This window comes from Neopoerus faecalis, from assembly GCF_029218125.1.
Taxonomy (GTDB): Bacteria; Bacillota; Clostridia; order Oscillospirales; family Oscillospiraceae; genus Oscillibacter; species Oscillibacter faecalis_A.
Map to the genome: position 1 here is coordinate 71,451 of NZ_JARFXX010000003.1, position 24,433 is coordinate 95,883.

A 24,433-nucleotide genomic window follows, 5' to 3' on the forward strand; every position below is an offset into this window, starting at 1 on the left:
GCTTATCTCCTCTTGATCTTCAAAGACTGCTCAACGATCTCTTCGCACAGGTTATCGTAGGAAATCCCGACAGCCGCCGCCTCCTTGGGGACAAAGCTGTTGGGCGTCATTCCAGGCAGAGAGTTGGCCTCCAGACACCAAATCTGTCCATTCTTATCCAAAATCATATCCGTCCGGGAATAAACGGAAAGGCCCAGCGCCTTATGGACACGCATTGCCATTTCACCGACAGCCTTTGCCTCGGCCTCTGTCAGTTCTGCCGGACAGACCTCCTTGGCACCGCCAACCTGATATTTTGCCGTGTAATCGAAATTTCCGACTGCGGGGAAAGACTCAACTGCCGGCAGATAACGTTCACCCAGCACGGCGTCCGTCACCTCTCGGCCATAGATCCGTTCCTCCACCAGCACACGGGCGCAGTAAGCGCGGACCTGCCGCAGCGCGTCCGCCAGTTCGGTGCGGTCCTTCGGCAAATACACGCCTAAGGAGGAACCGCCGGTAGGCGCCTTTACCACGCAGGGCATCGGCAGTATTTTGGCCAGATGAGAAATCTCGTCCTCTGTATATGTCAACACCTGCCACTTCGGATTCGGAATACCGTTGGCGTCCATCATCTCTTTCGCGACAATTTTATCCATGGCAATAGCAGAGCTTAAGTACCCAGCACCCGTATATGGTACGCCCAGCAGGTCCAGTGTGGCCTGAATGCGGCCGTCCTCCCCGTCCTGCCCGTGAAGTCCCAAAAAGACGATATCCGCCAAGCGGCAGATATCCAGTACGTGAGGGCCAAGTCGGCTGGGACTCTGATCCGGCCGCCCGCGCCGGACAGCCTCCAAGTCAGGAGCCTCCACTGCGATCTTCACATCGGGGCAAAGACCATCCGGAGCGTCAAATAACGTACTCAAATCCGCTGGGGCATTTTCAAGTCCCATGAACATATCCACCAAAATCGCCTGATGTCCTTTCCGGCGCAAAGCCTGACACACACAGGTGCCGGAAACCAGAGAGACGGTGCGCTCTGTGGAAATACCGCCGGCCAAAACAACAATCTTCATTGAAAACCAGAACCTTTCAATTTCATGCTTCCGCTCGGATGACAGTGGAAGTGATAAATTTTATTATAAGCCGTAATAGTTTAGCACAATCTTCGCACGAATACAATCCCATATCTGGAAAAAGAAGCCGGTTTTCGCCAAGGGAAGCAGCTGCTATCCCCTGTTGAAAACCGGTATACCGTCTTATTTCAGCCAGCCTAAAATTCCGTCAGACTTTTCTCCCTGAAGCAAGGTGCTGGTGGCCGTGAGCATCTGTGCGGCGGCCCCGCGAGTGACCGGTTCCTCCAATGCACTGCTTCCGAAGCTGCCTGTGTTGAGGACGTTCAGCGCCTCCATGTTTCCAACGGCCTGCGCCGCCCATGAAGGAACTGCTTCCCGATCTGCGTACCACACCTCAAGCTCGATGTCCCCACGGTTCAAAACGCGGTTGAGGACAGTTGCCGCTTCGCTGTAAGAAATCGGAGAAGCGCCGGAGAACACTGCCCCGCCTGCGGAGGTCTTTCCCTTGATGATGCCATCTGCCACACCGGCAGCGGCATAGCCCTTTGCCCAAGTGGGAATCGCCGCGTCATCCTGAAAGCCGGTCATAGTAACGTCCGTGACCTCTGCTCCAGAGGTTTCCATGACCATGGCCAGAAATTCCTCCCGGCTGACGGTGCGATCCGGCTCAAAATACCAATTCTCTCCGATTTTTGCCCCAGTGAAGATTCCCTGCTCCGCAAGATACTGCGCGGCGGCGGCAGTGGATGCGTCCGTATCTGCATAGGTAACGCCGGAGCGGGAACGCTCGATGGTCACCGTTACGGTTGCCGGCTGGGAAACCGCGCCCTGTGAATCGGCGGCGGTATAGGTGAAACTGTCGGCACCGAGAGCGTTTTCCTTCGGTGTATAGACAAAATCCGCTCCGTCTATCATCACAGTTCCCTTTTTCGGCTGTGCCGCAACGGAATAGATTAAGTCATCTCCATTAGGAGCAGTTGCCTCCAGACGTCCCTGATACGGAATGCCGCGATAGGTCTGAATTTCCAAATCCCGTGCTGCCGGCGCATTTTCCGGCGCCACCGGCTCCGTTTTTTCCTTTCCCCTGCCAAACAGTGCTTGTGCGCTGCCGGCCAAAAGCAGTACCGCCAAGGATAAGGCGGTGCCGCGCTGTGCGTATTGCTTCATGCTCCCGTATACCTCCTGTCAGATTGATACGGGAATAGTGTTTTCTGGCAAATGGAAATTATGCGCGCTTACGCCGAAGACACAGATGGTAAAACCCGGAACAGGACAACCTGTTCCGGCTTGATTCAATAGGCTGAACCGATGGGACGCCCTGGCCTCCGCCGGACCACGGTACGCATTTTGATACCGGAGACAAAACCCATGGCAGCAAATAGCGTAACGATGGAGGAGCCACCATAGCTGAAAAACGGCAGCGTCAGACCGATGACCGGCATGATGAACAGACACATCCCGATGTTGATGATCATTTGAAAGGCCAGCATGGAGGCAATTCCCACGCAGACACAGGTGTGGAACATAGAGCCTGACCGCCGCCCCACGATCACTACGCGAATGATGATGGACACCAAAATCAAAATCGCCAGCGTGGCGCCGACAAAGCCAAGCTCCTCTCCAATCACGGCGAAAATCAGGTCCGTGTGCCGTGCGGGAATAGAGCCGGTTCCCGCCTGTGTCTGTGTGCCGTGGAGATACCCCTGTCCCCAGAAGCCGCCGCCGCCGATAGTCAAAAGGCTGCGGGTCTGCTGGTAGCCCTGATTTTGAACATCGTAGCTGTGGTCAAAAAGAACAAGAAAACGGTTTTTCATATAGCTTGGCAGCAGGTCCAGCGTCCAGACCGCAATACCGCCAATCGTTCCGGCCGCCCCCAGCAAAACGAACCAGCGCAGGGCAAAGCCAGAGACAAACGCCATCACCACGAAAATCAATACAAACATCATGGCGTTTCCCATGTCGCGGGATACGATGAAATACAGTCCGGCCATGCCAAAGGCGTGTCCCGCCGCCATAAAAGCCGATGAGAAGGACTTCAAATCGCGTTTTTCCTCTAACAGCCATTGAAACTGCCAAGCCAGAAGAATAATAAACGTGATTTTAACCACCTCTGCCGGGCCGATGCTGACCGGCAGGAATGGAAATTTCAGCCATGCCCGGTTGCCGTCCTGCTCCCGGCCAAAGGGTGTCAGCAGCAGGAGAATAAAACCGGCGTTGAAGGCCGCGATCCACTTCCAGCGCTTCATCAAAAGCTCCAGATCGATCATGGATATGGCAAAATACACCACGATACCGATGAGCAGCGCCGCTGTCTGGACGAGGACTTTACGGTTATCCTCGTTGTACCGCGTAGCGCTGAAGATCATAGCGATGCCATAGAGCGACGCGGTGCAGCAAAGACCCAGCAAAATCAGGTCTGCGCCCTGTATGACCTCTATGATTGATTCTTTTATTCGCTTGAGCATTCGTTTCTCCTTGTGCCGTTTACAGTCTGCGTGTACAGTTCTGTGATTGTCCGTAAATTTTTATTAGTATACCACACAAAAGCAGGCGTGTAAACTTTGAGAAAATTGTTTTGCTTATTTACGGAAGTGTGCTATAATATAATAGCTTATGCAGAGGAGGACGCTTATGGAATTTTACACGCACAGCCCGAAAGAAACGGAGGCTGTCGGCGCCCGCCTTGGCTCCGCACTCTCTCCCGGCTCCGTTGTTGCCTATTTTGGCGGACTGGGCATGGGAAAAACCGCGTTTACCCGCGGGCTTGCCGCCGGGCTTGGTTATCAGGGGCGGGTCACAAGTCCCACATTTACCATTGTAAATGAATACGAGGGTGGGCGGCTGCCGCTGTTCCACTTTGATATGTACCGCTTGACCAGTGCGGAGGATTTATTTGACATCGGCTGGGAGGATTATCTGTCCCGGGGCGGTGTCTGCGCGGTGGAATGGAGCGAGAACATTGCGGACGCCCTGCCTGCTGACGCCATTCAGGTCCGCATTGAGCGTGTGGATGATATGACCCGGCGCATTACCGTTGAAGGAGTGGAGCTTCTGTGAAAATATTGGCGCTGGAAACCTCGGCCCGGGCGGTGTCTGCCGCCGTTTCCGAGAATGGACGCATTCTAACCTCCGGTTATCAGGATACCGGGCTGACTCACAGCCGGACGCTGATGCCGATTGTGGAGCATATTTTAAAAAATGCCGATTTGAAGCCGACGGATATGGATGCTATTGCCGTGGCGGTGGGGCCGGGCTCCTTTACCGGCATCCGCATTGGCGTGGCTGCCGCAAAGGGACTGGCGCTGGCACTGGACAAGCCTGCCATTGGCGTATCCACGCTGGCAGCTATGGCGCGGAATGTGGCCTTTGCCGATGGATTGGTAGTTTGTGCCATGGATGCCCGCCGGTCACAGGTCTACAATGCGACCTTTTCCGCCGAGGGCGGCGTACTTACCCGTCTAACGCCTGACCGCGCGATTTCTCTCAGTGAGCTTGCAGAGGAGCTGCGCGGCGCGGAGCGTTCTATTACGCTTGTGGGTGACGGTGCGTGCCTTGCACATACATGCTTTACGGAGAATGGACTTCCCTGCCGGTTGGCCCCGCCCCATCTGCTGCTCCAAAACGCTGTCTCTGTAGCGCTGGAGGCCAAAGCACTGGCGTCGCAGGGGAAAATGGTATCCGCACAGGAGCTTGCGGTTTTTTATCTCCGCCCACCGCAGGCGGATATGTTGAAAAAGAAGCCTGTCACTATACAGTGATTTCATAATTTTTATATAGAGGAGAACAGAATTATGGGTAAAGTAGTCATTATGGATCATCCCCTTGTCGCGCACAAGTTGACAATTATGCGGGACAAAAACACCAGCGTCAAGGATTTCCGGGAACTGGTCAGCGAGATCGGTATGCTCATCACCTATGAGGCCACCCGCGATCTGCCCATGACCACCAAGCACATCGAAACACCGATCTGCGAGATGGAGGCCCCCACGCTGGCGGGCCGCAAATTCGTGGTGGTCCCCATCCTGCGGGCCGGTCTCGGTCTGGTGGACGGTGTGCTGCGGATGGTCCCCTCCGCCCGTGTCGGCCATATCGGTATGTACCGCGATGAGGAAACGCTGGAGCCCCATCCCTATTTCTGCAAAATGCCCAAGGACGTTGCCGAGCGCGACGTGCTGATCGTGGACCCCATGCTGGCCACCGGCGGCTCTGCGGCTGAGGCCATCGGCGAAATGAAGAAGCGGGGCTGCAAGCACATCAAGCTCATGGTTCTGGTGGCGGCTCCCGAGGGCATCAAGCACATTCAGGAGCTTTTCCCCGATGTGGACATTTACGCCGGCGCGCTGGACGATCATCTGAACGAAAAGGGCTATATTGTTCCCGGCCTCGGCGATGCCGGAGACCGCATCTTCGGTACAAAGTAAAAATCTGTTCTTCTATCTCAAGGCTATGAAACCCGGGAGCTGTTGCTCCCGGGTTTAAATTTTTTAAAATTCCCTGCAACATTTTGGGTTGTCCGGTTGTTTATAGAGCAGAACGGCGAAAACACCGCCACTGAATATCAGAAAGGAATTTTGAACATGAAACACACGAAGTATTGGATGACCCTTGCTCTCTGCGCCGCCATGGCGTTGTCTCTGGCTGCCTGCGGCAGCAAGGCCCCTGCTCAGGACAGCACAAAGGATACCCAGCAGACAGAAGCTGAGGATACTGTAATCGGCGGAGAAAACGCCCAGATTCCGAATCCTTGGACTTGGACGGAATATGCTTCTATTGAAGATGCCGAGGCCACTGTCGGCTTTGATGTGACGCTGCCGGAGCTTCCCGACGGGTATGCCCTCTCCTATATTCAGGCCCTGACGGAGAGAGGACTGCTGGAGATCACCTATGAAAACGAAAGCGGCGATGAGCTTTCGATTCGCAAGGCTCCCGGTGATGGGGACATCAGCGGCGACTACAATGACTACGCTCAATCCGATACCATCACTGTCAGCGATAGGGAGGTCACGCTGAAGGGTAATGACGATGCCGTGAATCTTGCTATTTGGGCAAAAGACAGATATACTTACGCTGTATCTGCCAGTGCCGGTCTCTCTGCCGAGGGAATGTCTGAGCTGGCCGCACAAATTCAGTGAGCGGCTTACGGTTCGCCGCAAGCGCAAAGGAGTGAATGCTGTGGAGGGTTGTCTCCCCCTGTTCCCTGCTATTGATTGGCTTTCTCTGTTCCGAATGGCCGCTGCCCGACTGTTTGCACCGAAGGAGGATGCAAAGCCTGTCGAAACTGTCTCTATCAGCCAGCAGGCGGCACAAATTCTGGACACTTATGGCGATACTATTCTCCGTTATGCCTACTCCTATCTTCACAATCAGAGCGATACCGAGGAGGTCCTGCAGGATACGCTGATTCAATTTTTGAAGACCCGGCCGGTATTTGAGAGTGACGAGCACGAAAAGGCATGGCTGCTGCGGGTAGCGGGCAACCTTTGCAAAAATCGTCTGAAATACAACAGCCTGCGGCAGACGGATGAGCTGCGGGAGGAACTGATAGCGGAGCAGCGGGAGGACCTTTCCTTTATCTGGGACGCTGTGCAGGCATTGCCGGTGCAGTACCGGGAGGTTATCCACCTTTTTTACCGGGAGGGCTACTCCACCCGGGAGATCAGTCAAATTCTGGGGCGAAAAGAGGCAACGATCCGCTCTGACCTCAGCCGTGGGCGCGGTAAGCTGAAGGAACTGCTGAAGGAGGCGTATGACTTTGAAGTATGATGAGCTTATGGACCGTATTGAAGTGACGCCGGAAATGCGGCAGCGTATTTTAAAGAATATAGAAACCGCCGACCTGACTCCCGATAAAAAGGTGTTGCGGCTCCATCACCTGAAGCAATATCTGGCGGCAGCCGCCTGCTTTGCTCTGCTCATCACCGGTATTTATACGCTGCCCCAAAGGCGGCCTGAATCTGCCGCCCCCGGCTCGGCAGTCACCTCCCCAGTCAACGGCATTGAAGAAGCCACCTCCCTTGAAGAACTATCCCAGACTCTGGGCTTTGCCGTGCCGGATCTGACGGGTCTCCTTCCCTTTGTGCCGGAAGATGTGATCTACAGCGCCTACTGGGGAGAAATGGCACAGGTGGAATATACCTGCGGCGAGCAGAAGGTCCTGTTCCGCATGGCAGCCGGCGAGCAGGATGTTTCCGGGGATTACACGGATTATCCGAACACTGAAGCCTTGACGCTGGATGACGGAACCGCTACACTGAAGGGTGAAAATAATGTATTCACATTAGCAATCTGGAGCCGGGGCGGCTATTCCTACGCTTTATCGCTTACAAACGGGCTGGATACAGAGCAATGGCAGACTTTGCTATGTAAAATTTCATAAACAGCCCCCGGGAGCTATAGCTCCCGGGGGCTATCAGCGCTGCCAGCAGATTTTCCTTGCATTTTGTCCATCCATCCCTTACAATAAAAATACAAGTGAAGAAGCAAAGAATGACGGCTGCAACGGAGTGCCTCGCGCACGGGCTGACACCTGTCTCCTTTGCGTGCGGCGGGTGTTCCGAATTATAAATCGGAGCGCCCTTTTCTTTTATTTGCTGTTAATTTTTAAAAGGGGGAAAAGCAAATGACTCTGGTCACAAACGGCAGGCTCATCACCCGGGATTCGGAGAGCCTCGGCTATTATGAGCATGGCGCTGTTGCCTACGAGGGTACAAAAATCACCGAGGTCGGCGAGGAAACTATGCTGCGCGCCAAGTACCCGCAGGCGGAGATCATTGACGCCAAGGGCGGCGTCATCATGCCGGCGTTCATCAACGCCCATACGCACATCTACTCTGCTTTAGCCCGCGGGCTTTCCATTGCCGGCAACAATCCCAACAATTTCTATGAGGTACTGGACGGTACATGGTGGGCCATTGACCGCCACCTGACGCTGGAGGGCACCCGTGCCAGCGCCAATGCCCTGTATATGGACTGCATCAAGCAGGGCGTTACAACAATTTTCGACCACCATGCAAGCTACGGCGAGATTCCCGGCTCCCTGCATACCATTGCCGAAAGCGCAAAGCGCTTCGGCGTGCGCTCGTGTCTATGCTATGAGGTCAGCGACCGGGACGGAGAAGAAAAGTGCCGGCAGGCGATACAGGAAAATGCGGATTTTATCGCGGAATGTGAAAAGGAACAAAATCCCATGCTGGCTGCTATGTTCGGAGGACACGCCCTGTTTACCCTTTCCGATAAGACCTTCGACCGCATGGTAGAGGCCAACAACGGCCGCACCGGCTATCATATCCATGTTTCCGAGGGTATGAACGATGTCTATGACAGTCTGCAAAATTACGGCCGCCGCCCGGTGCAGCGCTTGCAGGATCACGGCATTTTAGGTCCGAAAACGATTTTGGGGCATTGTATCCATGTGAACACCGCCGAGATGGAGATCATCCGGGAGACCGATACCATGGTTGTAAATAATCCGGAGAGCAATATGGGAAATGCTGTTGGCATTTCTCCGGTACTCCAGCTTTACCGGCACGGAATCCTGCTGGGAATGGGAACGGACGCCTATACAAATGATATGCTGGAGTCCCTGAAAGTCGCCCTCTGCTCACAGCGGCATAATGCCTGTCTTCCCAACGTGGGCTGGTGCGAGGTCACGGATATGCTGTTCAAAAACAACGCCAAAATCGGCGCCCGGTATTTTGAGACGCCGCTCGGTGTGCTGAAGCCCGGCGCGGCGGCGGACATCATCGTGATGGACTATAAGCCGTTTACGCCGTTTTCCGATGAAAATATTGACGGTCACATGATTTTCGGCATGACGGGGCGGCAGTGCCAGACTACCATCGCCAACGGAAGGGTCCTGATGCTGGACCGGGAGCTTGTGGGCGTGGATGAGGAAGTGGAAAACGCGCATATTTTAGAGGCGGCCAAAAAGCTCTGGGGGGAGCTGAACCACCGCACGTACTGAAAATCGAAACGAGGTGTGAATATGTCTGAGTTAATGACCCCAATTCCCTTTCGCCAACTGATGACATGGATATCTGCGGAATATGCCCGGGACGGTTCCGTGTTCGGTGTGCAGCGGCCATTTCATCCCAGCGGGAAAATGCTGCCCATTTTTGGTGAGACCATTGAAACGCCCTTCGGTCCTGCCGCCGGTCCCAATACCCAACTGGCACAGAACATCATAGCGGGGTATTTTGCAGGAGCCCGGTTCTTTGAGCTGAAAACCGTTCAGAAAATGGATGGCGCGGAGTTGGCCGCCTGCATCAACCGCCCCTGCATTCTGGCAGAGGACGAATGCTATAACTGCGAGTGGTCCACGGAGTTGACGGTCCCACAGGCCTTTGCGGAATATGTCAAGGCTTGGTGCGCCTGCAAAATGCTTGCCAAGCAATACGGCTTGGGCGATGCCAACGGCTTTGTGTTTAATATGTCTGTGGGCTATGATTTAGAGGGCATCAAGGGTGAAAAGGTCGATATGTTCCTAAGCGGGATGATGGACGCTGCCAAAACGCCTGTCTTTCAAGAGTGCATTGCGGTGCTCCATGAGCTGTTCCCGGAGGATAGTGACTATATTGATACGATCTCTCCCCATATTTCACGCTCTGTTACCCTTTCCACGCTCCACGGCTGCCCGCCGGAGGAGATTGAGCGCATTGCGAGCTATCTCATCACGGAAAAGGGACTGCATACCTTTGTCAAGTGCAATCCTACCCTGCTGGGGTATGAAACGGCACGCTCCATATTGGATGAAATGGGCTATGACTATATCGCCTTTGATGACCATCATTTCAAGGAGGACCTGCAATACGAGGATGCGGTTCCCATGTTCCGCCGATTGGAAAAGCTGGCTGCGGAACGCGGCTTGGAGTTTGGATTGAAGCTCAGCAATACATTCCCGGTGGACGTAAAGGCCGGTGAGCTGCCAAGCGAAGAGATGTACATGGCCGGAAAGAGCCTCTACCCGCTGACAACAGCTATGGCGGCGCGGATCAGCCGGGAGTTTGACGGAAAGCTCCGCCTTTCCTATGCCGGTGGTGCGGATGCTTTCAACATTGACAAGCTGTTTGCATGCGGCATCTGGCCTATCACCATGGCGACAACGGAGCTGAAGCCCGGCGGCTACCAGCGTTTTACGCAAATCGGGGAAATTTTGGAACGTTTTCCGTTCGAGCCGTTCAGCGGCGTGGATTCGCTGGCTGTGAATGAACTGGCCCGCTCAGCCCGGCACGATAAATACCACCTGAAGGACATCAAGCCTCTCCCCCGCCGGAAGCTGACGGAGAAGGTCCCTCTGCTGGACTGCTTCACTGCCCCCTGTGAGGGCGGCTGCCCTATTCGGCAGGATATTCCGGAGTATATAGAGCTGTGCCGTACCGGCCGCTATACGGAGGCGCTAACGCTCATTACGGAGAAAAATCCCCTCCCCTTCACCACAGGAACCATTTGTGCCCACCGCTGCCAGACAAAGTGTACTCGAAATTACTATGATGAATCCGTTCATATTCGGGAAACGAAGCTCGTGGCGGCGGAAAACGGATATGACGCATTGATGCGTTCTTTGAAAAAGCCTGCGCCGGTCACCGACGGACGGAAGGCCGCTATTATCGGCGGTGGTCCCACTGGTATTGCCGCAGCATATTTTCTGGGCCGAGCAGGAATCCCGGTCACGGTCTTTGAAAAGAGCAGCAGGCTGGGCGGTGTGCCGATGCAGGTGATTCCGGGCTTCCGTATCAGTGAGGCTGCCATTGAAAAGGATATTGCCCTGATGCAATTTTACGGTGCGGAAATTCGGCTGAATACACCGGCTCCCTCCGTAGCGGAGCTGAACGTCGCCGGATATACCCACATTTTCTTTGCGGTGGGTGCCGGAAAGGCCGGGAGACTGAATATCCCCGGCAACGTTGTCCCTGTCATTCAATGGCTGCGGGATTTAAAGGCCGGGAAAAAGGTCTCCTTGGGCCATGTGGCGGTCATCGGCGGCGGCAATACCGCGATGGATGCGGCCCGAGCGGCGATTCGCTCAGGGGCAGCGTCCGCGACGCTGGTTTACCGCCGCACAAAACGGTATATGCCCGCCGATGCCGAGGAATTGGAACTGACAATGGCCGATGGCGTTCGTTTTTTAGAGCTGGCTGCTCCTGTTGCACAGGAAAACGGCAGGCTGAAATGTGAGCGGATGACCTTGGGCGCACCGGATGAAAAGGGCCGCCGCAGCCCGCTTCCGACAGGCGAGCTCATGGAGTTCGACTGCGATACGGTAATTGCCGCCGTTGGTGAGCAGGTCGAAGGCGAACTGTTTACCGCAAACGGAATCGCGGTAAACGCTAAGGACATCCCCGGCTTCTGTACGAATTTGGAGAATGTCTATGTGGGCGGTGACGCCATGCGCGGCCCTGCCACTGTGGTAGAGGGAATCGCCGATGCACAGCGCTTTGCGGATATTGTAATCGGTGCACCTCATACGCTCAGTGTCCCGGAAAACGCCCACGTGACCCGGGAAGAAGCAATTTCCAAAAAAGGAATCCTTTCTCCGCCCACAGTGGGCTGCGAGGGAAACCGCTGTCTGCACTGCAATACCGTCTGTCAGGTCTGTGCTGATGTGTGCCCGAACCGGGCCAATGTGGTCATCGAACTCCCGGGTGGGCGGCACGAAATTCTCCATGTGGACCGTATGTGCAATGAGTGCGGCAACTGCGCGGTATTCTGCCCCTATGACTCCGCGCCCTATCGGGATAAATTCACCCTGTTCCTGACCCGGAGCGGATTTGATGAGAGCCAGGAAAATCAGGGATTCCTGCCGCTGGGCGGTGGAAAGGTACTGATTCGGCTGGAGGGTAAGGTATTCGAGGCAGACCCTGCCTCGGATGACCGCCTGCCGCCTGATATTGCCCTGTTAATCCGCACGGTGCTGAAGGAATACAGCTATCTCTTGTAAGAGTATCTCCAAATAAGCAAAAGACTCTCCCGGATCAAGCTCCGGGAGAGTCTTTTATTTTATCAAAGCGCTTTATTCCTTGATAGTACCGTCCGCATTGAAGACCGGCAGCTTTTCCAAGAACTTGATATCCGTGCGCTTGGCAGCTGCGCCTTCGGCAAGAACGGCAATTCTGCCGGTGACAATGCCGCCGGCCTTTTCCACCAGTGCCTCCATTGCTTTCAGGGACCCGCCGGTGGAGATCACATCATCCATGAGCAAAATCCGCTTTCCATGCAGCAGCGCGGCGTCATCCCGCCCCAGATACAGCCGCTGAAGTCCGGCAGTGGTAATAGACTGATCCTCCACGCAAATCGAGTCCTTCATATAAACCTTGGAGCTTTTTCTGGCAAGGAAATACTTCTTCGCGCCGGACTGGCGGGCCATTTCGTGAATCAGCGGAATGCTTTTTGCCTCCGCAGTAAACATATAATCATAGCTGTCTGCGGGAACCAGCTTCAAAAGCTCCCGTGCACAGGCTACTGTCAATTCGGCATCGCCAAAGCAGATAAAAGCGCCAATGTACAGATCATCTGTTACCTTACAGATGGGAAGCTCCCGTTTTAAACCGGCTACCTCAAGAGAATATGTCATGTCAATGCTACCTCCCTCATGTTCCTATCAAAGTCTATGAGAATACACGATCAATTACCGTTTTATTATATCGTGTTCGGTCCAAAAGTCAAGATACTACCTTTCAAAGAAGCTCATCCAGATGTAAACGCTGTATCTTTTGGGGCGGAGCCGGTTCCCCTGTGGCTACGCCTGCGGCATATCCCGGAAAGGATGATATCTCATAGTAAGACTCCCCTGCTCTCAGCGGTGTTTCCGTTTTCATCATCGTCACGATTCCAGCGCCTGCGCGCTTTACCCGGGCCTCCCGCCGCACCCAGCATCTAAAAAAAGCCTCCTGTGTCCGCACCCCCGCAATGCGCTCCATCGTGCGGACGCTGACAGGGCGGATATGCTCAATATCCACTCCCACCGGTGTGTCGGCCACGGCTACAGCGGCCGCCCCCGCCGTATGGCTGAGGCTGAAGTGGACCTCCGGGTATGCAGGAAAGTACGGCTTCCCGGACGCCTCCGTTGAGATTACAGGCAATGTTCGCCAGCTATAGCGGTCATGCAGGGCCAGCCGCAGCAGCAGATAGGCGCACAGAACCTCCTGATGCTTTTCCCTTGGGATACGCTCCAAACGCAGGCGTCTGTCCTCCGGAAGCAGTTCCAGCATATCGTGATATTCATTTTCCGAAAGCGGCCTGTCCATTTTGGCAAGCCAAAGCCAGATTGCCATTGTGCTGTTCCCCTTCGCATTTTATGCCGTGGTACTTATCCCTATCATACAGCCCCAAAAGACACACTGTAAAGCGGAAATTTCAAAATCAGTCAAAAATTTTCGAAAAAAAAGAGGATTTTTGAAGTGCAAGGGGTATAACTTAATATCCGTTGAAATAACACAGGGAAAACGATTTAGAAAGGAGGTCTGGCATGGCCTTTCCCCAGAGCTTTATGGACGAGCTGGTTGCTCGCAGCGACATTGTGGATATCGTCGGCAGCTATGTGCCGCTGACTGCCAAGGGCGGGAGCTATTGGGGCTGCTGCCCCTTCCACAATGAAAAGACCCCCTCCTTTCACGTTTTGCCGGACCGCCAGATGTACCATTGCTTTGGCTGCAAAAAGGGCGGCAGCGTTATCAACTTCATTATGGAGGAGGAAAACCTCTCCTTCCCCGAGGCGGTGCGCTTTTTGGCCAAGCGCGCCGGTATGGAGGTTCCCGAGGAAGAGGGTGACCGGGAGGCCGGCCGCAGGCGGCAGCGCCTTTTGGATTTGAACCGGGACGCCGCCAGATTTTATTATCAGCTATTGCAGCAGCCGGAGGGTCAAGCGGTACAGGCGTATCTTGACAAGCGCCAAATACGAAAATCCACTGCCGTGAAATTCGGCATGGGCGCCTCGCTGGACGAATGGGACGTTCTGCTGAACGCCATGACGCAAAAGGGCTACACCAAGGCGGAGCTTTTGAGTGCCGGACTTGTGGTGCAGAATAAAAAGGGCGGCTTATATGATAAATTCCGCAACCGCCTGATGCTGCCGGTCATTGATACCCGCGGCGATGTGGTCGCCTTCGGCAGCCGTGTGCTGGACAAGTCCGAGCCGAAATATATGAACTCGTCGGAAACGCTGGTGTACTCCAAACGCCGTGTATTATATGGCCTGAATCTGGCAAAAAAGTCAAAGCGTCCCAATATTATTCTCTGTGAGGGCAATCTGGATATCGTAACGCTGCATCAGGCCGGGTTTGATAATGCCGTGGCCTCCATGGGAACGGCGCTGACGATAGAGCAGACACGGCTTTTGAGCCGCTTTACCAGGGAGCTTGTTCTCTGCTATGACAACGATAACGCGGGCAAACTGGCCACCCAGCGGGCGCTGGATCTGCTCAACGGCTCCGAATTCAGCGTCAAGGTATTACAGCTCCCCCGCCGTCTGGTCGATGGCGAATACGTCAAGCAGGACGCAGATGATTTTATTAAATTTCAGGGCGCGGATGCCTTTGAGCGGCTGCTGAACGGCAGTGAAAACGGAATTGAGTTCCGCATGGCGCAAATTGCCGGAAAATATGATCTGCACAGCGATGAAGCTCGTATTGCCTACTGCGGCGAGGTCAGTGAGCTCTTGGCTTCCCTCCCCGGCGCTGTGGAGCGGGAAATCTACACGGCGAGGGCGGCGGAGGCTGCCGGAATCACAAAGGACGCCATGGCATTAGAGGTAAAGCAGGCATTTCGGCGCCGGGCCTCCAAGGAAAAGCGGGCGGAGCTTCGCAAGGATTTGAATCCGGCTGTCTCGCTTCAGCCGAGAGAGCGCAGAATCCACTATGATAACATGAGATCGGCCCGGGCAGAGGAAGGTGTGCTCCGCCTCCTTTTGTGGGATGATACCTTATTCTCCGATCACATTCCGCTCGTGCCCGAACGTTTTTCCTCCCCATTGCTGGGACGTGCATTTCAAAGGCTGTGGGAGGTCCATGCCGCTGGAAAGAGGCCGATGATTGCCTCCTTGGGAGAGGAATTTACACAGGAGGAAACGGAGCATCTTACTGCGGTCTGTCAGGAGCCGGTGTCGCTTTCCAATGCCGCGCAGGCCTTGAAGGATTACATAAACGTTATCAACGAAGAAGCTGACAAACGAACGGCACAGGAGGATCCCCTCTTGGCCGCTGTCGAAAAATACAAGAACAAAAAGAGAGGAACACAATATGTCTGAAGAAAAAGTATTGACGCCCAAGGAGCTGAAGGCTCAGGCGGACGCCATTTTGGCCGCGGCCGATGGAAAAAAGGCCGCAAAGGCCCCCACTGCCCGCAAGAGCGGCAAAGCAGCAAAATCCACTGCTGTTCAGCAGGAGCCCCCCCAGCTCATGACGGATGAGGAGGCCAAGAAGGCCGGTATTCTTCGTTTGGACGATAAGCAGGTGGCAGCACTTCCCGCTGCAAGCTGGCTGGCTGGTCAGGAAAAGCTGCGTGAGCTTTTGGCACAGGGCAAGAAAAAGGGACGTCTGGACTCCTCAGAGCTGATGGAGGCTGTGGACGATCTGAATTTGGAAAGCGAACAGATGGATCAGCTCTATGACTCTCTGGAAGCGCTGAATATCGAAATCGGTACGGAGGAAGACCTGCTGCCGGACCTCCCTGATGACGAGCCTGCTGCTGAGGAAATCGCCGATGTGGAGGAGGAAGAGCTGGTTGACCCCAATTCTCTTGTCAGCAGCTTTTCCATTGACGATCCCGTGCGGATGTATCTCAAGGAGATTGGTAAGGTCCCCCTGCTGAACCCGGATGAGGAGATCGTTCTGGCTCAGGCCATGAGCAAAGGCGCCGAAGCCGCCGAAAAGCTGGATGAAGTAGAAAAGCAGCGCTCTGCCGGGGAGCCGGTCTCTGCTACAGAGGAAGAAATTGCCGCATGGAAGGCTGACCGCAAGGCCGGTGAAAAGGCAAAACAAAAGCTGGCAGAGGCAAACCTGCGTCTGGTTGTTTCAATCGCAAAGCGGTATGTGGGCCGCGGAATGCTGTTCCTTGATTTGATTCAGGAGGGCAATCTGGGCCTTATCAAGGCTGTTGAGAAGTTTGATTATACAAAGGGCTACAAGTTCTCCACCTATGCAACATGGTGGATTCGGCAGGCTATTACCCGGGCCATTGCCGATCAGGCGCGGACGATTCGCATTCCCGTACACATGGTAGAGACGATCAATAAGGTCATCCGCGTCAGCCGGCAACTCCTTCAGGAGCTGGGCCACGATCCCACGCCTAACGAAATTGCCGCAGAGATGAATATGCCTGTGGATAAGGTACGGGAGATTTTGAAGATTGCGCAGGAGCCGGTATCTCTGGAGACGCCTATCGGCGAGGAGGAGGACAGCCATTTGGGTGACTTCATTCCCGATGAGGGTGCCAGTGAGCCCAGTGAGGCCGCTTCCTTTACGCTACTGAAGGAGCAGTTGATGGACGTCCTCTCCACGCTGACGCCCCGTGAGGAAAAGGTCCTGAAGCTGCGCTTTGGCATTGAGGACGGTCGAACCCGCACGCTGGAGGAGGTCGGCAAGGAGTTCAACGTGACCCGCGAACGTATCCGCCAGATCGAGGCAAAGGCCCTGCGGAAGCTCCGCCATCCCAGCCGGAGCAAAAAGCTGAAGGATTTTCTGAACTGAAATACTGCTGAAAAGGCTGCACAGATTTATTTCTGTGCAGCCTTGAGACTGTCGATAAAGTGGTAAATCCTCCGCAACGGTAAGGAAGGGTGTGCGCGGGAAACCCAAGAAGGGTGTCCTGCGCCATTGAAATCCTTAGTTTTCAGAACTTTTATGAAGTTCTGAAAACTTGTTCAGCGGGGAGAAAAGACTTTTTCGACACGCTGAAGGCTGCCACAGATTTATTTCTGTGCAGCCTTTTCGTTATTAAGAGAAAATAAACGCTGTTATGCCCTCCCCTATTGCATCCAGCTCAGCAGACGTCCGGCCTCCAGCGCCGCCTGTGCCCGGACACCGTCAAAATCCACATAGGGGTTATAAACGCTCTCCAGCCGGTCATGGGCCGCCTTTGCCTCCTGAAGCGCGGCAACGCCTTCTTCACGGAGCACATCGGCCATCCGTCTGCGAAAGCGGAGACGAGCCTTATTTTCTGGATGTGCCAGCGCATCCAGTCGGATCCGGCGGCAGGGCTTTCCCACATATTCCATCCCCGGTCTTGAAGTAACAAACGCCAAACCCAGTTCAGGAATCAGCAAATGCTCCATCCGTGTGATATTCTCCGGGGCCATGCAGGCGATCACATCGTAGTTTCGCCGCACGGCTTCTGCCTGAATAATCTCCAGTAAGCCGCCCGCCGTTTCGTAACGGTCCGCGAACTCGTAGACACGCGGGCACAGCGTATCAACACTGTCAAAGCGCCAGATGGCACCCTTGTGGGTAATACTCCCCAAAAAGCGTTTGGTGATTTTTCCACTTCCGCTTCCGTGGCCTCGCAGTTCCCGCGCAATAATGCCCGCCATCCGCCGCAGCATTCGCTGACAGTCAACGATTTTTCCAACCTCTGCCAGGGTATCCAGTTCGACCTGCCGTGCTGATTTCAGGCAGCGATAGGCCTGGATATATGCCTCCTTATAATCATGCGTATGGCGCTTTACCTCCTCTGCCTGCGCCTTTGCGGCGGAGATGTCATAAAAGCGGCCCAAATCCACATAGCGGTCCACTGCCGCCGGAAACCGCGGCTCCATAACGTGCGGACTGGTACCGTCACAGACCCCGCAGCGAATGGACGGAATCACCACACCATCCAGAGAGTCAGGGTCCCCGGAGCACCATAGGTATTCCACATCCGCCCCGGCGGCCTCCATTGTCCGCCCGATCTCACGCATGAACGTATTCTTTCCAACACCGGGGCCGCCCTTTAAAATCATCAGATCAAACGTGTCATTTACATCCAAGATTTCCGAAAAAAGATTTTGAAAGCCGCTTCCACTGTTGGCGCCTAAAAAGAAATTTGTGACCTGTGCCATAGCAATATTCCTCCCGAATTGATTTCATTTTCAGGCTATGCGGGAGTAAGCGAAACGGTCCATATTTTCGGTTTTTCCAAAATAATTGCCGGAAGTCACATTGTTTTGTATCGATTTCGTGCACCTATAATGAATATACGGAAAAGCAAAACCGCACACCGGCTTAGTGTGCGGTCAGAGCCTTTATAGTTTTACAGAAACGTCTCGTTTTCCTTTGGCTCTGCGTAATTTTGCTCCAACATGGCTACATGAGATAAGAACGCTGGATCGTCAAAATATTTGGCGTGTCTCGTACACCTGCGGACGCAGCGCTGGCACTTAATGCAGGTTCCCGGAACGCTGAATACATCATGAGGGTCAATAGCCCCCATGGGGCACAACCGGGCACAGGCACCGCAGCTTGAGCATTTTGCGGGATCAGTTTTCGGCTTTGCTTTCAGGAATTTTGCCGGCAGACCGTCCGTCCCCTTTGGAACATAATACGGCGCTGCGGCATCACCGGGAACTGTAATCGGCGTGACAGGCTCCGTTAAGCAGTTGAACTTTTCAACGATACGCTTGGCAAAATCCTTGATTTCTGCTTGGTCGCTCCAATTCGGCCTTCCCGCTGCAAACTTATCAGTAAAAGCGTGCTGTCCGACAAAGGCCCCGGCCGCCACAGTGCGAAAGCCATTTTCCGCCATAACGGAGCACAGCTCTGCCAGTGAATGATCGTAGGCCCGGTTGCCAAAGGTCACAACCGCAATTCCAAAAGCGCCGTTTCCGTGCAGCTTATCTCGAAAATCCGGCAGGATTTTATTTGGGAGCTTCCCCGCATAGGTGGGAGCACCTATGATAGCCACATCATTTTCTGTAAAGCTGTAATCCTTTTCACGATCTGAAGCACCTGTAAAAGAAAAATTTGCAAGCGGAATATTCATTTGCTTTGCCATGGTTTCAGCCAGCAAATTGACAACGCGGGCCGTATTGCCGGTGGCACTGAAATAGAGCGTGCAGATACGTGTGATGTTCATGACGCCGCCTTTCTGTAAAAACAGGCATCCATACCGGATGCCTGTTCTTTTACAATGAGAAATCTTCTTCCTTCAACTTGGCCGTATCCAGAACCGCCGGACGGGGCGGCACACGCTTCAGCGGATCATACTTGAAGCTCCGGCAGTGGTGTTCCGCCGCAACAATGCCATGCTTCACGCACATAACGTCCGTTTCATTGATCTGCTGGCCGCGCTGACAATAGGTGCAGCTTGGTTCAATATTTTTCCGAAACAGCTTCACGCCGCTCTCCCCCTTCTTACAGCGCGTCTAACTGAATTGCGTCATTTTCCGCAGCCACATGGATTTTGGATATAGGATGCTCATAGCTGTCGATAATTTTGGTAGCCATGGGGTCTTCCAGCTTTTTTTGAATCGTCCGGCGGAGGTTGCGGGCACCGTAGGTTATGGAATAGGACTTTTCAACAAGGAACTCCACCAAGCTGTCACCATAGGTGAAGGTGATGCCCTTATCTCCAAGAGAGGTCACCAACTCGTTCAGCATAATTTTTGCGATAGCCTTGAAATTCTCCTTGGAAAGACGGTTAAACGTGATAACGCCGTCTACACGGTTAATAAACTCCGGACGCAGGAATTGCTGCAGCGCCTTCATAGCCTTATCGGCATCCTGCTGCGTCTGGCTTCTGTTAAAGCCGACGGTGCCGCCATCCTGATTGCCGCTGCCGGCATTGGAGGTCATGACGATGATGGTATTTTCAAAATTCACTCTGCGGCCGTGAGAATCCGTAATCTCACCGTCATCCAAAATTTGCAGCAGCACATTCAATACATCGGGATGCGCCTTTTCAATCTCGTCAAACAGAATGACCGCATAGGGCTTGCGGCGTATCTTTTCCGTCAGCTGTCCGGCCTCGTCATAGCCGACATAGCCCGGCGGAGAGCCTACGATTCTTGAAACGGAGTGCTTTTCCATGAACTCGGACATATCCAGACGAATCAGCGCATCCGGCGTGTTAAACAGGTCCACAGCCAACTGCTTGACCAGCTCTGTCTTGCCAACGCCTGTGGGGCCGACAAAAATGAAGCTGACGGGCTTATGCTTGGGAGAAATGCCCACACGATTACGCCGCACGGCGGCTGCCACCGCTTCCACGGCCTGATCCTGCCCGATGATATGGGATTTCAATCTCTGCTCCAACTGGCTGAGCCGTTGAAATTCCTCCTCACGAATTTTGGAGGCGGGAATCTTGGTCCACAGCTCGATAACATGGGCCAGATTGTCCATGCTGAGCTGGGGGTCACCCTTCAGCAGCAGTGTATTCAGCTCCGTGCGCCGCTGCAGAATTTTGCTTTTCAGGGTCGCGATCTGCTCGTAATCCGGCTCTATGCCATCCTGTGCGCCCTGCTCCTCCAGCATAGTGCGTTCCTTTTCAAAATCGTCGATCTCCCGCCGGAGTTGCATACGCCGGGAAATATCCGGGTCCTTCAGGTTCAGGTCGGAGCAAGCTTCATCGATCAGGTCGATGGCCTTGTCCGGCAGGAAACGGTCCGTGATGTAGCGTTCACTCAGAAGCACGGCCTGACGTAAAATCCCATCGGAGATTTTGACACCGTGATACGCCTCGTAATTCGGGGCAAGTCCCTTCAAAATCTTGATAGAATCTTCAATAGATGGCTCATTGACCGTTACCGGCTGGAAACGGCGCTCCAATGCGCTGTCCTTTTCAATGGACTTCCGATACTCATTGAACGTTGTCGCACCGATGACCTGAATCTCGCCGCGGCTCAGCGCCGGCTTGAGAATATTGGCGGCATTCATGCTGCCCTCGGCATCTCCGGCCCCCACGATATTGTGAATCTCATCAATCATGAGGATGATGTTCCCCAGCTTTTTGACCTCGTCGATCAGTCCCTTCATTCTCTGCTCAAACTGGCCACGGAACTGCGTTCCGGCCACCAGCGCGGTCAGGTCCAGCAGATAGACCTCCTTTTCCCGCAGCTTATAGGGCACATCCCCCGCCACGATGCGCTGGGCCAGACCCTCGGCAATAGCGGTCTTGCCAACGCCCGGCTCGCCGATGAGGCAGGGATTGTTCTTCTGCCGGCGATTCAGAATTTGGATGACCCGCTCGATTTCCTCGGCGCGGCCGATAACAGGGTCCAGCTTTCCCTCCTTGGCCTTGCGGTTCAGGGAGATACAGTAGCTCTCTAAAAATTTGCGCTTGCCGGAGGGCTTCCCCTCCCGCTTCTCCCGGCGGTCGGCATGATCATCCGTGGAGGTCTCACCGGTGGGTGCAGGCGGCTCGCCGCCGTTATTGAACAGGCGGTTCAGAAATGGGAACGTCGCCGTTTTTCCGGCATCTTCCTCATCCGTATCGCCGCCGGGAAGCTCCTCCGCGTTTTCGATGGAATCCATGGCCTGCATCATTTCGTTATTCAAATTGTCCAAGTCGTCGTCCGTGATGCCCATACGCTGCATCATGTCATTGACCTGCGGCAGACCAAGGTTCTTCGCACATTTCAGGCACAGACCCTCGTTGACGGTCTTATCGCCCTCCATCCGGGTAATAAAAACCGTGGCAATATTCTTTTTACATCTGGAACAAAGTGTAGGCTGCATAATTACCTCCGTACCGCCCTACCAAACCGGCGGAAAATGTTTCGTAATCGGCGTATTTTTTACCGAAGCACTGCCGAGAACAAACGCAGCAGATAGCTTCCGTCTGTCGGCAGCTCTATTCCCAATCTGGGCGCCAGCCAGATCAAAAGGCCAACAATCAGCACTCCCTGCACCAGCCCCACGATTCCGCCGCCCAGAGCGTTCATGCCGCTGAGAACCGGCAGCTTCAATAGCAGGTTGATGCCCCGAGCCGCCAGCCACAAAAGCACTAAAAGTGCCAAAAACAGCAGCAGGAACAAAATGCCATATAAAAATGTCTCTGCAAGCTCACGGGCTATTGCAGCGGCAATGGCACTGCTGATCTCAGCAATCGTCCCCTTGGCACTCTGCCCAAGAACATCTTTCAGCTTATTCAGCAGCCCGGTATGCTCCAGAATGCTTTTCAGACTGTCAGGCAGCATTTGCTCCAAGCTCTCGTTGCTTTGCTGATTTTTTTCCTGCAGCGTATTCTCAACGCGCACTGCAATTCGTTCCTGAATTTTGGGTGTAAGCTGATCTGCCAATGGAACGGACAGGGATTTGGCTCCGATATTTGCACCCACCAGAGCCAGCAGAAAAATCATGATTCCCGCCAATGACAGAAAGAGTCCCTTGCGGGCGCCAATCAACACTGCGGCAATCAGGATTGCCGCAATGATAACGTCAATTATTATAGCAGGAGTCATGGGTCTTGCCTACCTTTCCGCTTGAAAACAATTTGTAAACTTCCTGAAAATTTCTGCCTGTTATGGCAAAAACAGCTCTGCGGAGTCCGCTGCAATCATTAAAACAGAACCGTCATCACGGGTCAGAATATCACGGGTGCGCTCCGGGCCATGCAGCGTTGCATAGATTTGAAGGTCACGGTTGTAAACCACAAGGCGGTCCGCGTACAGCACAGAGAGATACCGGCCATTAGCGGAAATATCACGGACCTCCTCGGAAATATCCAGACTGGCGATCTCCTCTCCGTCAGATGCTACCGTGACCAGCCGGCCTACACTGCCGGACTGGTAGCGGTTCAGCAGCAGAACCGCAAAATCCTCACCGCCCAGATCGTATTCCCGTAGAAATTCATTGGCATAGCTGTAGGTCCCAATAATCTCTCCGGCCGCGTTTCCGGCGGTCAGACAGGTATCTGAAACCGTGAGGATTTGACTCCCCTTTCCACGCATGGCGGCAACCAGGCCGTCCTGAACGCTGTACTCCGCTATGGGGTCCTCCTGTGTCAGATCATAAATCACAACATTGCTGACAAATACGCTGTCCGCCTGTCCCATGGTCACAGCGGCCAGATATTTTCCGTCCTCCGTCACACAGGCATCCGCAACAAAGCGGCGATGGGCGTTAAAATCAAACAGCTTTTGCAGAGCAGCACTGTACACCTCCACATGGCCCTTCGTACCGCTGGCTTCAGTTGTCAGCGCAAGCATTCCGCTGCCGTTGAGATTTGCGGCAACGATTGGGTCCTCTGTGGTCTGATCCAGCAGCACGCCGCTTCCGTCAAGGACGAACAACTCCGTTCCGCCTACGTCATAGGCTACAACACGCCCGCCGCCGCTGGTCAGCGCGGGGGCGCTCATCTGGATATTGGCGCTCCAAAGCTCGCTGCCATCCGCGCTTAACAGGCGGATGGAGGTGTCGGATAGAATTACAAGTCCACCGTTTCCGATTTCCGCAAAGCGGTTGCTGTTGTCAGCGTCAAACTGAAAACCGGTCTTATCTCCTGCTCCCGACACTGTACCATAGGCAAAATACCGGCGCAGAACGTCAAAGCCTGTACCGTCCCGCCATGCGGCTGCCAGCACAACGCCCAGCACCACAATCAGCACCAGCAGAAATATCAGAAAATTTCGCAGAATGTGCCGCTTCGGTGGCGCCTCCCGCTCCCCGTCACGGTCATTCCAGATATCATTCGTTGTATCAGCCATTGAGTCGCTCATCCTCGTACCATAGTCTCGTTAAATACAGTCCGCCGGGCGGGACAGTCGGCCCCGCCAGCGTCCTGTCCCGGCTTTCCAGAATAGCCGGGATGTCCTCCGGCAGAAATTTCCCCTCTGCGGCGTAAAGCACCGTCCCGGTGATGGCCCGTACCATGTTATACAAAAATCCGTCCGCGCAGACCTTCAGCTCCAGCAGCTCGCCGCTGCGCTTCACATCACACCAGTAAATCGTGCGGACGGTGGTCTTCGTCTCCGTTCCCACAGACCGAACGGCGGCAAAATCATGCGTCCCCACAAACTGATGGGCCGCACGGTTCAAAAATCCCTCGTCCAGACGCTTCGGATAAAAATACGCACGGTTGACATAAAATGGGTTCTTGATTCGGGAATTATAAATGCGGTAGGTATATTCCTTTTTCAAACAGGAGCCGATGGCATTGAAATCCTCCGCCACCTCCAGCGCCTCACTGACAGCAATGTCCTCCGGCGTATGGGTGTTGATGGCAAAGGGCAGGCGCTCCAGCGGAATCCGGCTTTCCGTCCGGAAATTTGCTATGTACCGCTCCGCGTGAACGCCGGCATCCGTACGGCCGCAGCCGGTAAGGTGCACCGGCGCGCCGGTGATTTTTTCCAGCGCCCTTTGCAGCGTTTCACAGACGGTAATCGCGTTTTTCTGCACCTGCCAGCCGTGGTAGGCAGTCCCATTATACATCAGTTTCAGTGCGATATTACGCATATTGGCTCCTTTAGCGGCATC

The 24,433-nt window shown here is 54.3% G+C and carries 22 protein-coding genes; 10 read left to right on the forward strand and 12 right to left on the reverse strand.

Annotated features, from left to right (window positions below; genetic code table 11):
• Positions 1-2: 2 nt before the first annotated feature.
• From PY311_RS04670 to PY311_RS04680, 3 genes are all read right to left on the reverse strand, one after another.
• Complete coding sequence (locus tag PY311_RS04670; RefSeq protein WP_286147500.1) at positions 3-1,055, reverse strand: D-alanine--D-alanine ligase family protein; 1,053 nt, start codon at positions 1,053-1,055, stop codon at positions 3-5.
• 183 nt (positions 1,056-1,238) lie between these two features.
• The gene (locus PY311_RS04675; RefSeq protein WP_286147501.1) at positions 1,239-2,222 is read right to left on the reverse strand and encodes a cadherin-like domain-containing protein; all 984 of its coding nucleotides are present in this window, start codon (positions 2,220-2,222) and stop codon (positions 1,239-1,241) included.
• A gap of 125 nt (positions 2,223-2,347) precedes the next feature.
• On the reverse strand, positions 2,348-3,520 hold the full coding sequence (locus PY311_RS04680; protein WP_286147502.1) for an FtsW/RodA/SpoVE family cell cycle protein: 1,173 nt from the start codon (positions 3,518-3,520) through the stop codon (positions 2,348-2,350).
• Positions 3,521-3,686: 166 nt separating this feature from the next.
• On the opposite strand from PY311_RS04680, the gene tsaE reads away from it, so the two are divergent.
• From tsaE to ygfK, 8 genes are all read left to right on the forward strand, one after another.
• Positions 3,687-4,112 (forward strand): tRNA (adenosine(37)-N6)-threonylcarbamoyltransferase complex ATPase subunit type 1 TsaE, encoded by a 426-nt coding sequence (gene tsaE, locus PY311_RS04685; protein ID WP_286147503.1) that lies wholly within the window; start codon positions 3,687-3,689, stop codon positions 4,110-4,112.
• Positions 4,109-4,813, forward strand: a complete 705-nt coding sequence (gene tsaB / locus PY311_RS04690; protein WP_286147504.1) for a tRNA (adenosine(37)-N6)-threonylcarbamoyltransferase complex dimerization subunit type 1 TsaB — start codon at positions 4,109-4,111, stop codon at positions 4,811-4,813. The genes tsaE and tsaB overlap by 4 nt, the downstream gene beginning before the upstream one ends.
• Positions 4,814-4,846: 33 nt before the next feature.
• Positions 4,847-5,476 (forward strand): uracil phosphoribosyltransferase, encoded by a 630-nt coding sequence (gene upp / locus PY311_RS04695; RefSeq protein WP_286147505.1) that lies wholly within the window; start codon positions 4,847-4,849, stop codon positions 5,474-5,476.
• Positions 5,477-5,632: 156 nt separating this feature from the next.
• Entirely contained in the window at positions 5,633-6,187 is a 555-nt protein-coding gene (locus PY311_RS04700; RefSeq protein WP_286147506.1) for an LptM family lipoprotein, read from the forward strand.
• Between the two features lie 40 nt (positions 6,188-6,227).
• Positions 6,228-6,818: an RNA polymerase sigma factor gene (locus tag PY311_RS04705; RefSeq protein ID WP_286147507.1), complete on the forward strand. Its 591-nt coding sequence runs from the start codon at positions 6,228-6,230 to the stop codon at positions 6,816-6,818.
• Entirely contained in the window at positions 6,808-7,431 is a 624-nt protein-coding gene (locus tag PY311_RS04710) for a hypothetical protein (RefSeq protein WP_286147508.1), read from the forward strand. Before PY311_RS04705 ends, PY311_RS04710 begins: the two co-directional genes overlap by 11 nt.
• A 243-nt stretch (positions 7,432-7,674) precedes the next feature.
• A complete protein-coding gene (gene ssnA / locus PY311_RS04715; protein ID WP_286147509.1) occupies positions 7,675-9,018 on the forward strand; it encodes a putative aminohydrolase SsnA in 1,344 nt (447 codons plus the stop codon).
• A 21-nt stretch (positions 9,019-9,039) separates the two neighbouring features.
• The gene (ygfK, locus tag PY311_RS04720; RefSeq protein WP_286147510.1) at positions 9,040-11,991 is read left to right on the forward strand and encodes a putative selenate reductase subunit YgfK; all 2,952 of its coding nucleotides are present in this window, start codon (positions 9,040-9,042) and stop codon (positions 11,989-11,991) included.
• 72 nt (positions 11,992-12,063) lie between these two features.
• On the opposite strand, the gene PY311_RS04725 is transcribed toward ygfK, so the two are convergent.
• Together PY311_RS04725 and PY311_RS04730 are read right to left on the reverse strand one after the other, a co-directional pair.
• Positions 12,064-12,624 carry a phosphoribosyltransferase family protein gene (locus tag PY311_RS04725; protein WP_286147511.1) on the reverse strand — a complete coding sequence of 187 codons (561 nt, stop codon included), beginning with the start codon at positions 12,622-12,624 and terminating at the stop codon, positions 12,064-12,066.
• A gap of 103 nt (positions 12,625-12,727) precedes the next feature.
• On the reverse strand, positions 12,728-13,324 hold the full coding sequence (locus tag PY311_RS04730) for a 4'-phosphopantetheinyl transferase family protein (protein WP_286147512.1): 597 nt from the start codon (positions 13,322-13,324) through the stop codon (positions 12,728-12,730).
• 194 nt (positions 13,325-13,518) lie between these two features.
• Here PY311_RS04730 and dnaG point away from each other — a divergent pair, with 194 nt between their 5' ends.
• Both dnaG and rpoD read left to right on the forward strand, forming a co-directional pair.
• A complete protein-coding gene (dnaG, locus tag PY311_RS04735; protein WP_286147513.1) occupies positions 13,519-15,294 on the forward strand; it encodes a DNA primase in 1,776 nt (591 codons plus the stop codon).
• Positions 15,287-16,735, forward strand: a complete 1,449-nt coding sequence (gene rpoD, locus PY311_RS04740; RefSeq protein WP_286147514.1) for an RNA polymerase sigma factor RpoD — start codon at positions 15,287-15,289, stop codon at positions 16,733-16,735. The genes dnaG and rpoD overlap by 8 nt, the downstream gene beginning before the upstream one ends.
• A gap of 278 nt (positions 16,736-17,013) precedes the next feature.
• On the opposite strand, the gene PY311_RS04745 is transcribed toward rpoD, so the two are convergent.
• From PY311_RS04745 to truA, 7 genes are all read right to left on the reverse strand, one after another.
• Positions 17,014-18,081, reverse strand: a complete 1,068-nt coding sequence (locus PY311_RS04745; protein WP_286147515.1) for a hypothetical protein — start codon at positions 18,079-18,081, stop codon at positions 17,014-17,016.
• A gap of 191 nt (positions 18,082-18,272) precedes the next feature.
• Positions 18,273-19,094, reverse strand: coding sequence for an EFR1 family ferrodoxin (locus PY311_RS04750; RefSeq protein ID WP_286147516.1), 822 nt, complete (start codon positions 19,092-19,094; stop codon positions 18,273-18,275).
• 49 nt (positions 19,095-19,143) lie between these two features.
• Positions 19,144-19,356, reverse strand: coding sequence for a hypothetical protein (locus PY311_RS04755; protein WP_286147517.1), 213 nt, complete (start codon positions 19,354-19,356; stop codon positions 19,144-19,146).
• Positions 19,357-19,372: 16 nt separating this feature from the next.
• Entirely contained in the window at positions 19,373-21,694 is a 2,322-nt protein-coding gene (locus tag PY311_RS04760) for an ATP-dependent Clp protease ATP-binding subunit (RefSeq protein ID WP_286147518.1), read from the reverse strand.
• A gap of 59 nt (positions 21,695-21,753) precedes the next feature.
• The gene (locus PY311_RS04765; RefSeq protein ID WP_286147519.1) at positions 21,754-22,419 is read right to left on the reverse strand and encodes a CvpA family protein; all 666 of its coding nucleotides are present in this window, start codon (positions 22,417-22,419) and stop codon (positions 21,754-21,756) included.
• Between the two features lie 60 nt (positions 22,420-22,479).
• A complete protein-coding gene (locus PY311_RS04770; protein ID WP_286147520.1) occupies positions 22,480-23,664 on the reverse strand; it encodes a DUF5711 family protein in 1,185 nt (394 codons plus the stop codon).
• Positions 23,657-24,412 carry a tRNA pseudouridine(38-40) synthase TruA gene (truA, locus tag PY311_RS04775; protein WP_286147521.1) on the reverse strand — a complete coding sequence of 252 codons (756 nt, stop codon included), beginning with the start codon at positions 24,410-24,412 and terminating at the stop codon, positions 23,657-23,659. Before truA ends, PY311_RS04770 begins: the two co-directional genes overlap by 8 nt.
• Between the last annotated feature and the right edge of the window lie 21 nt (positions 24,413-24,433).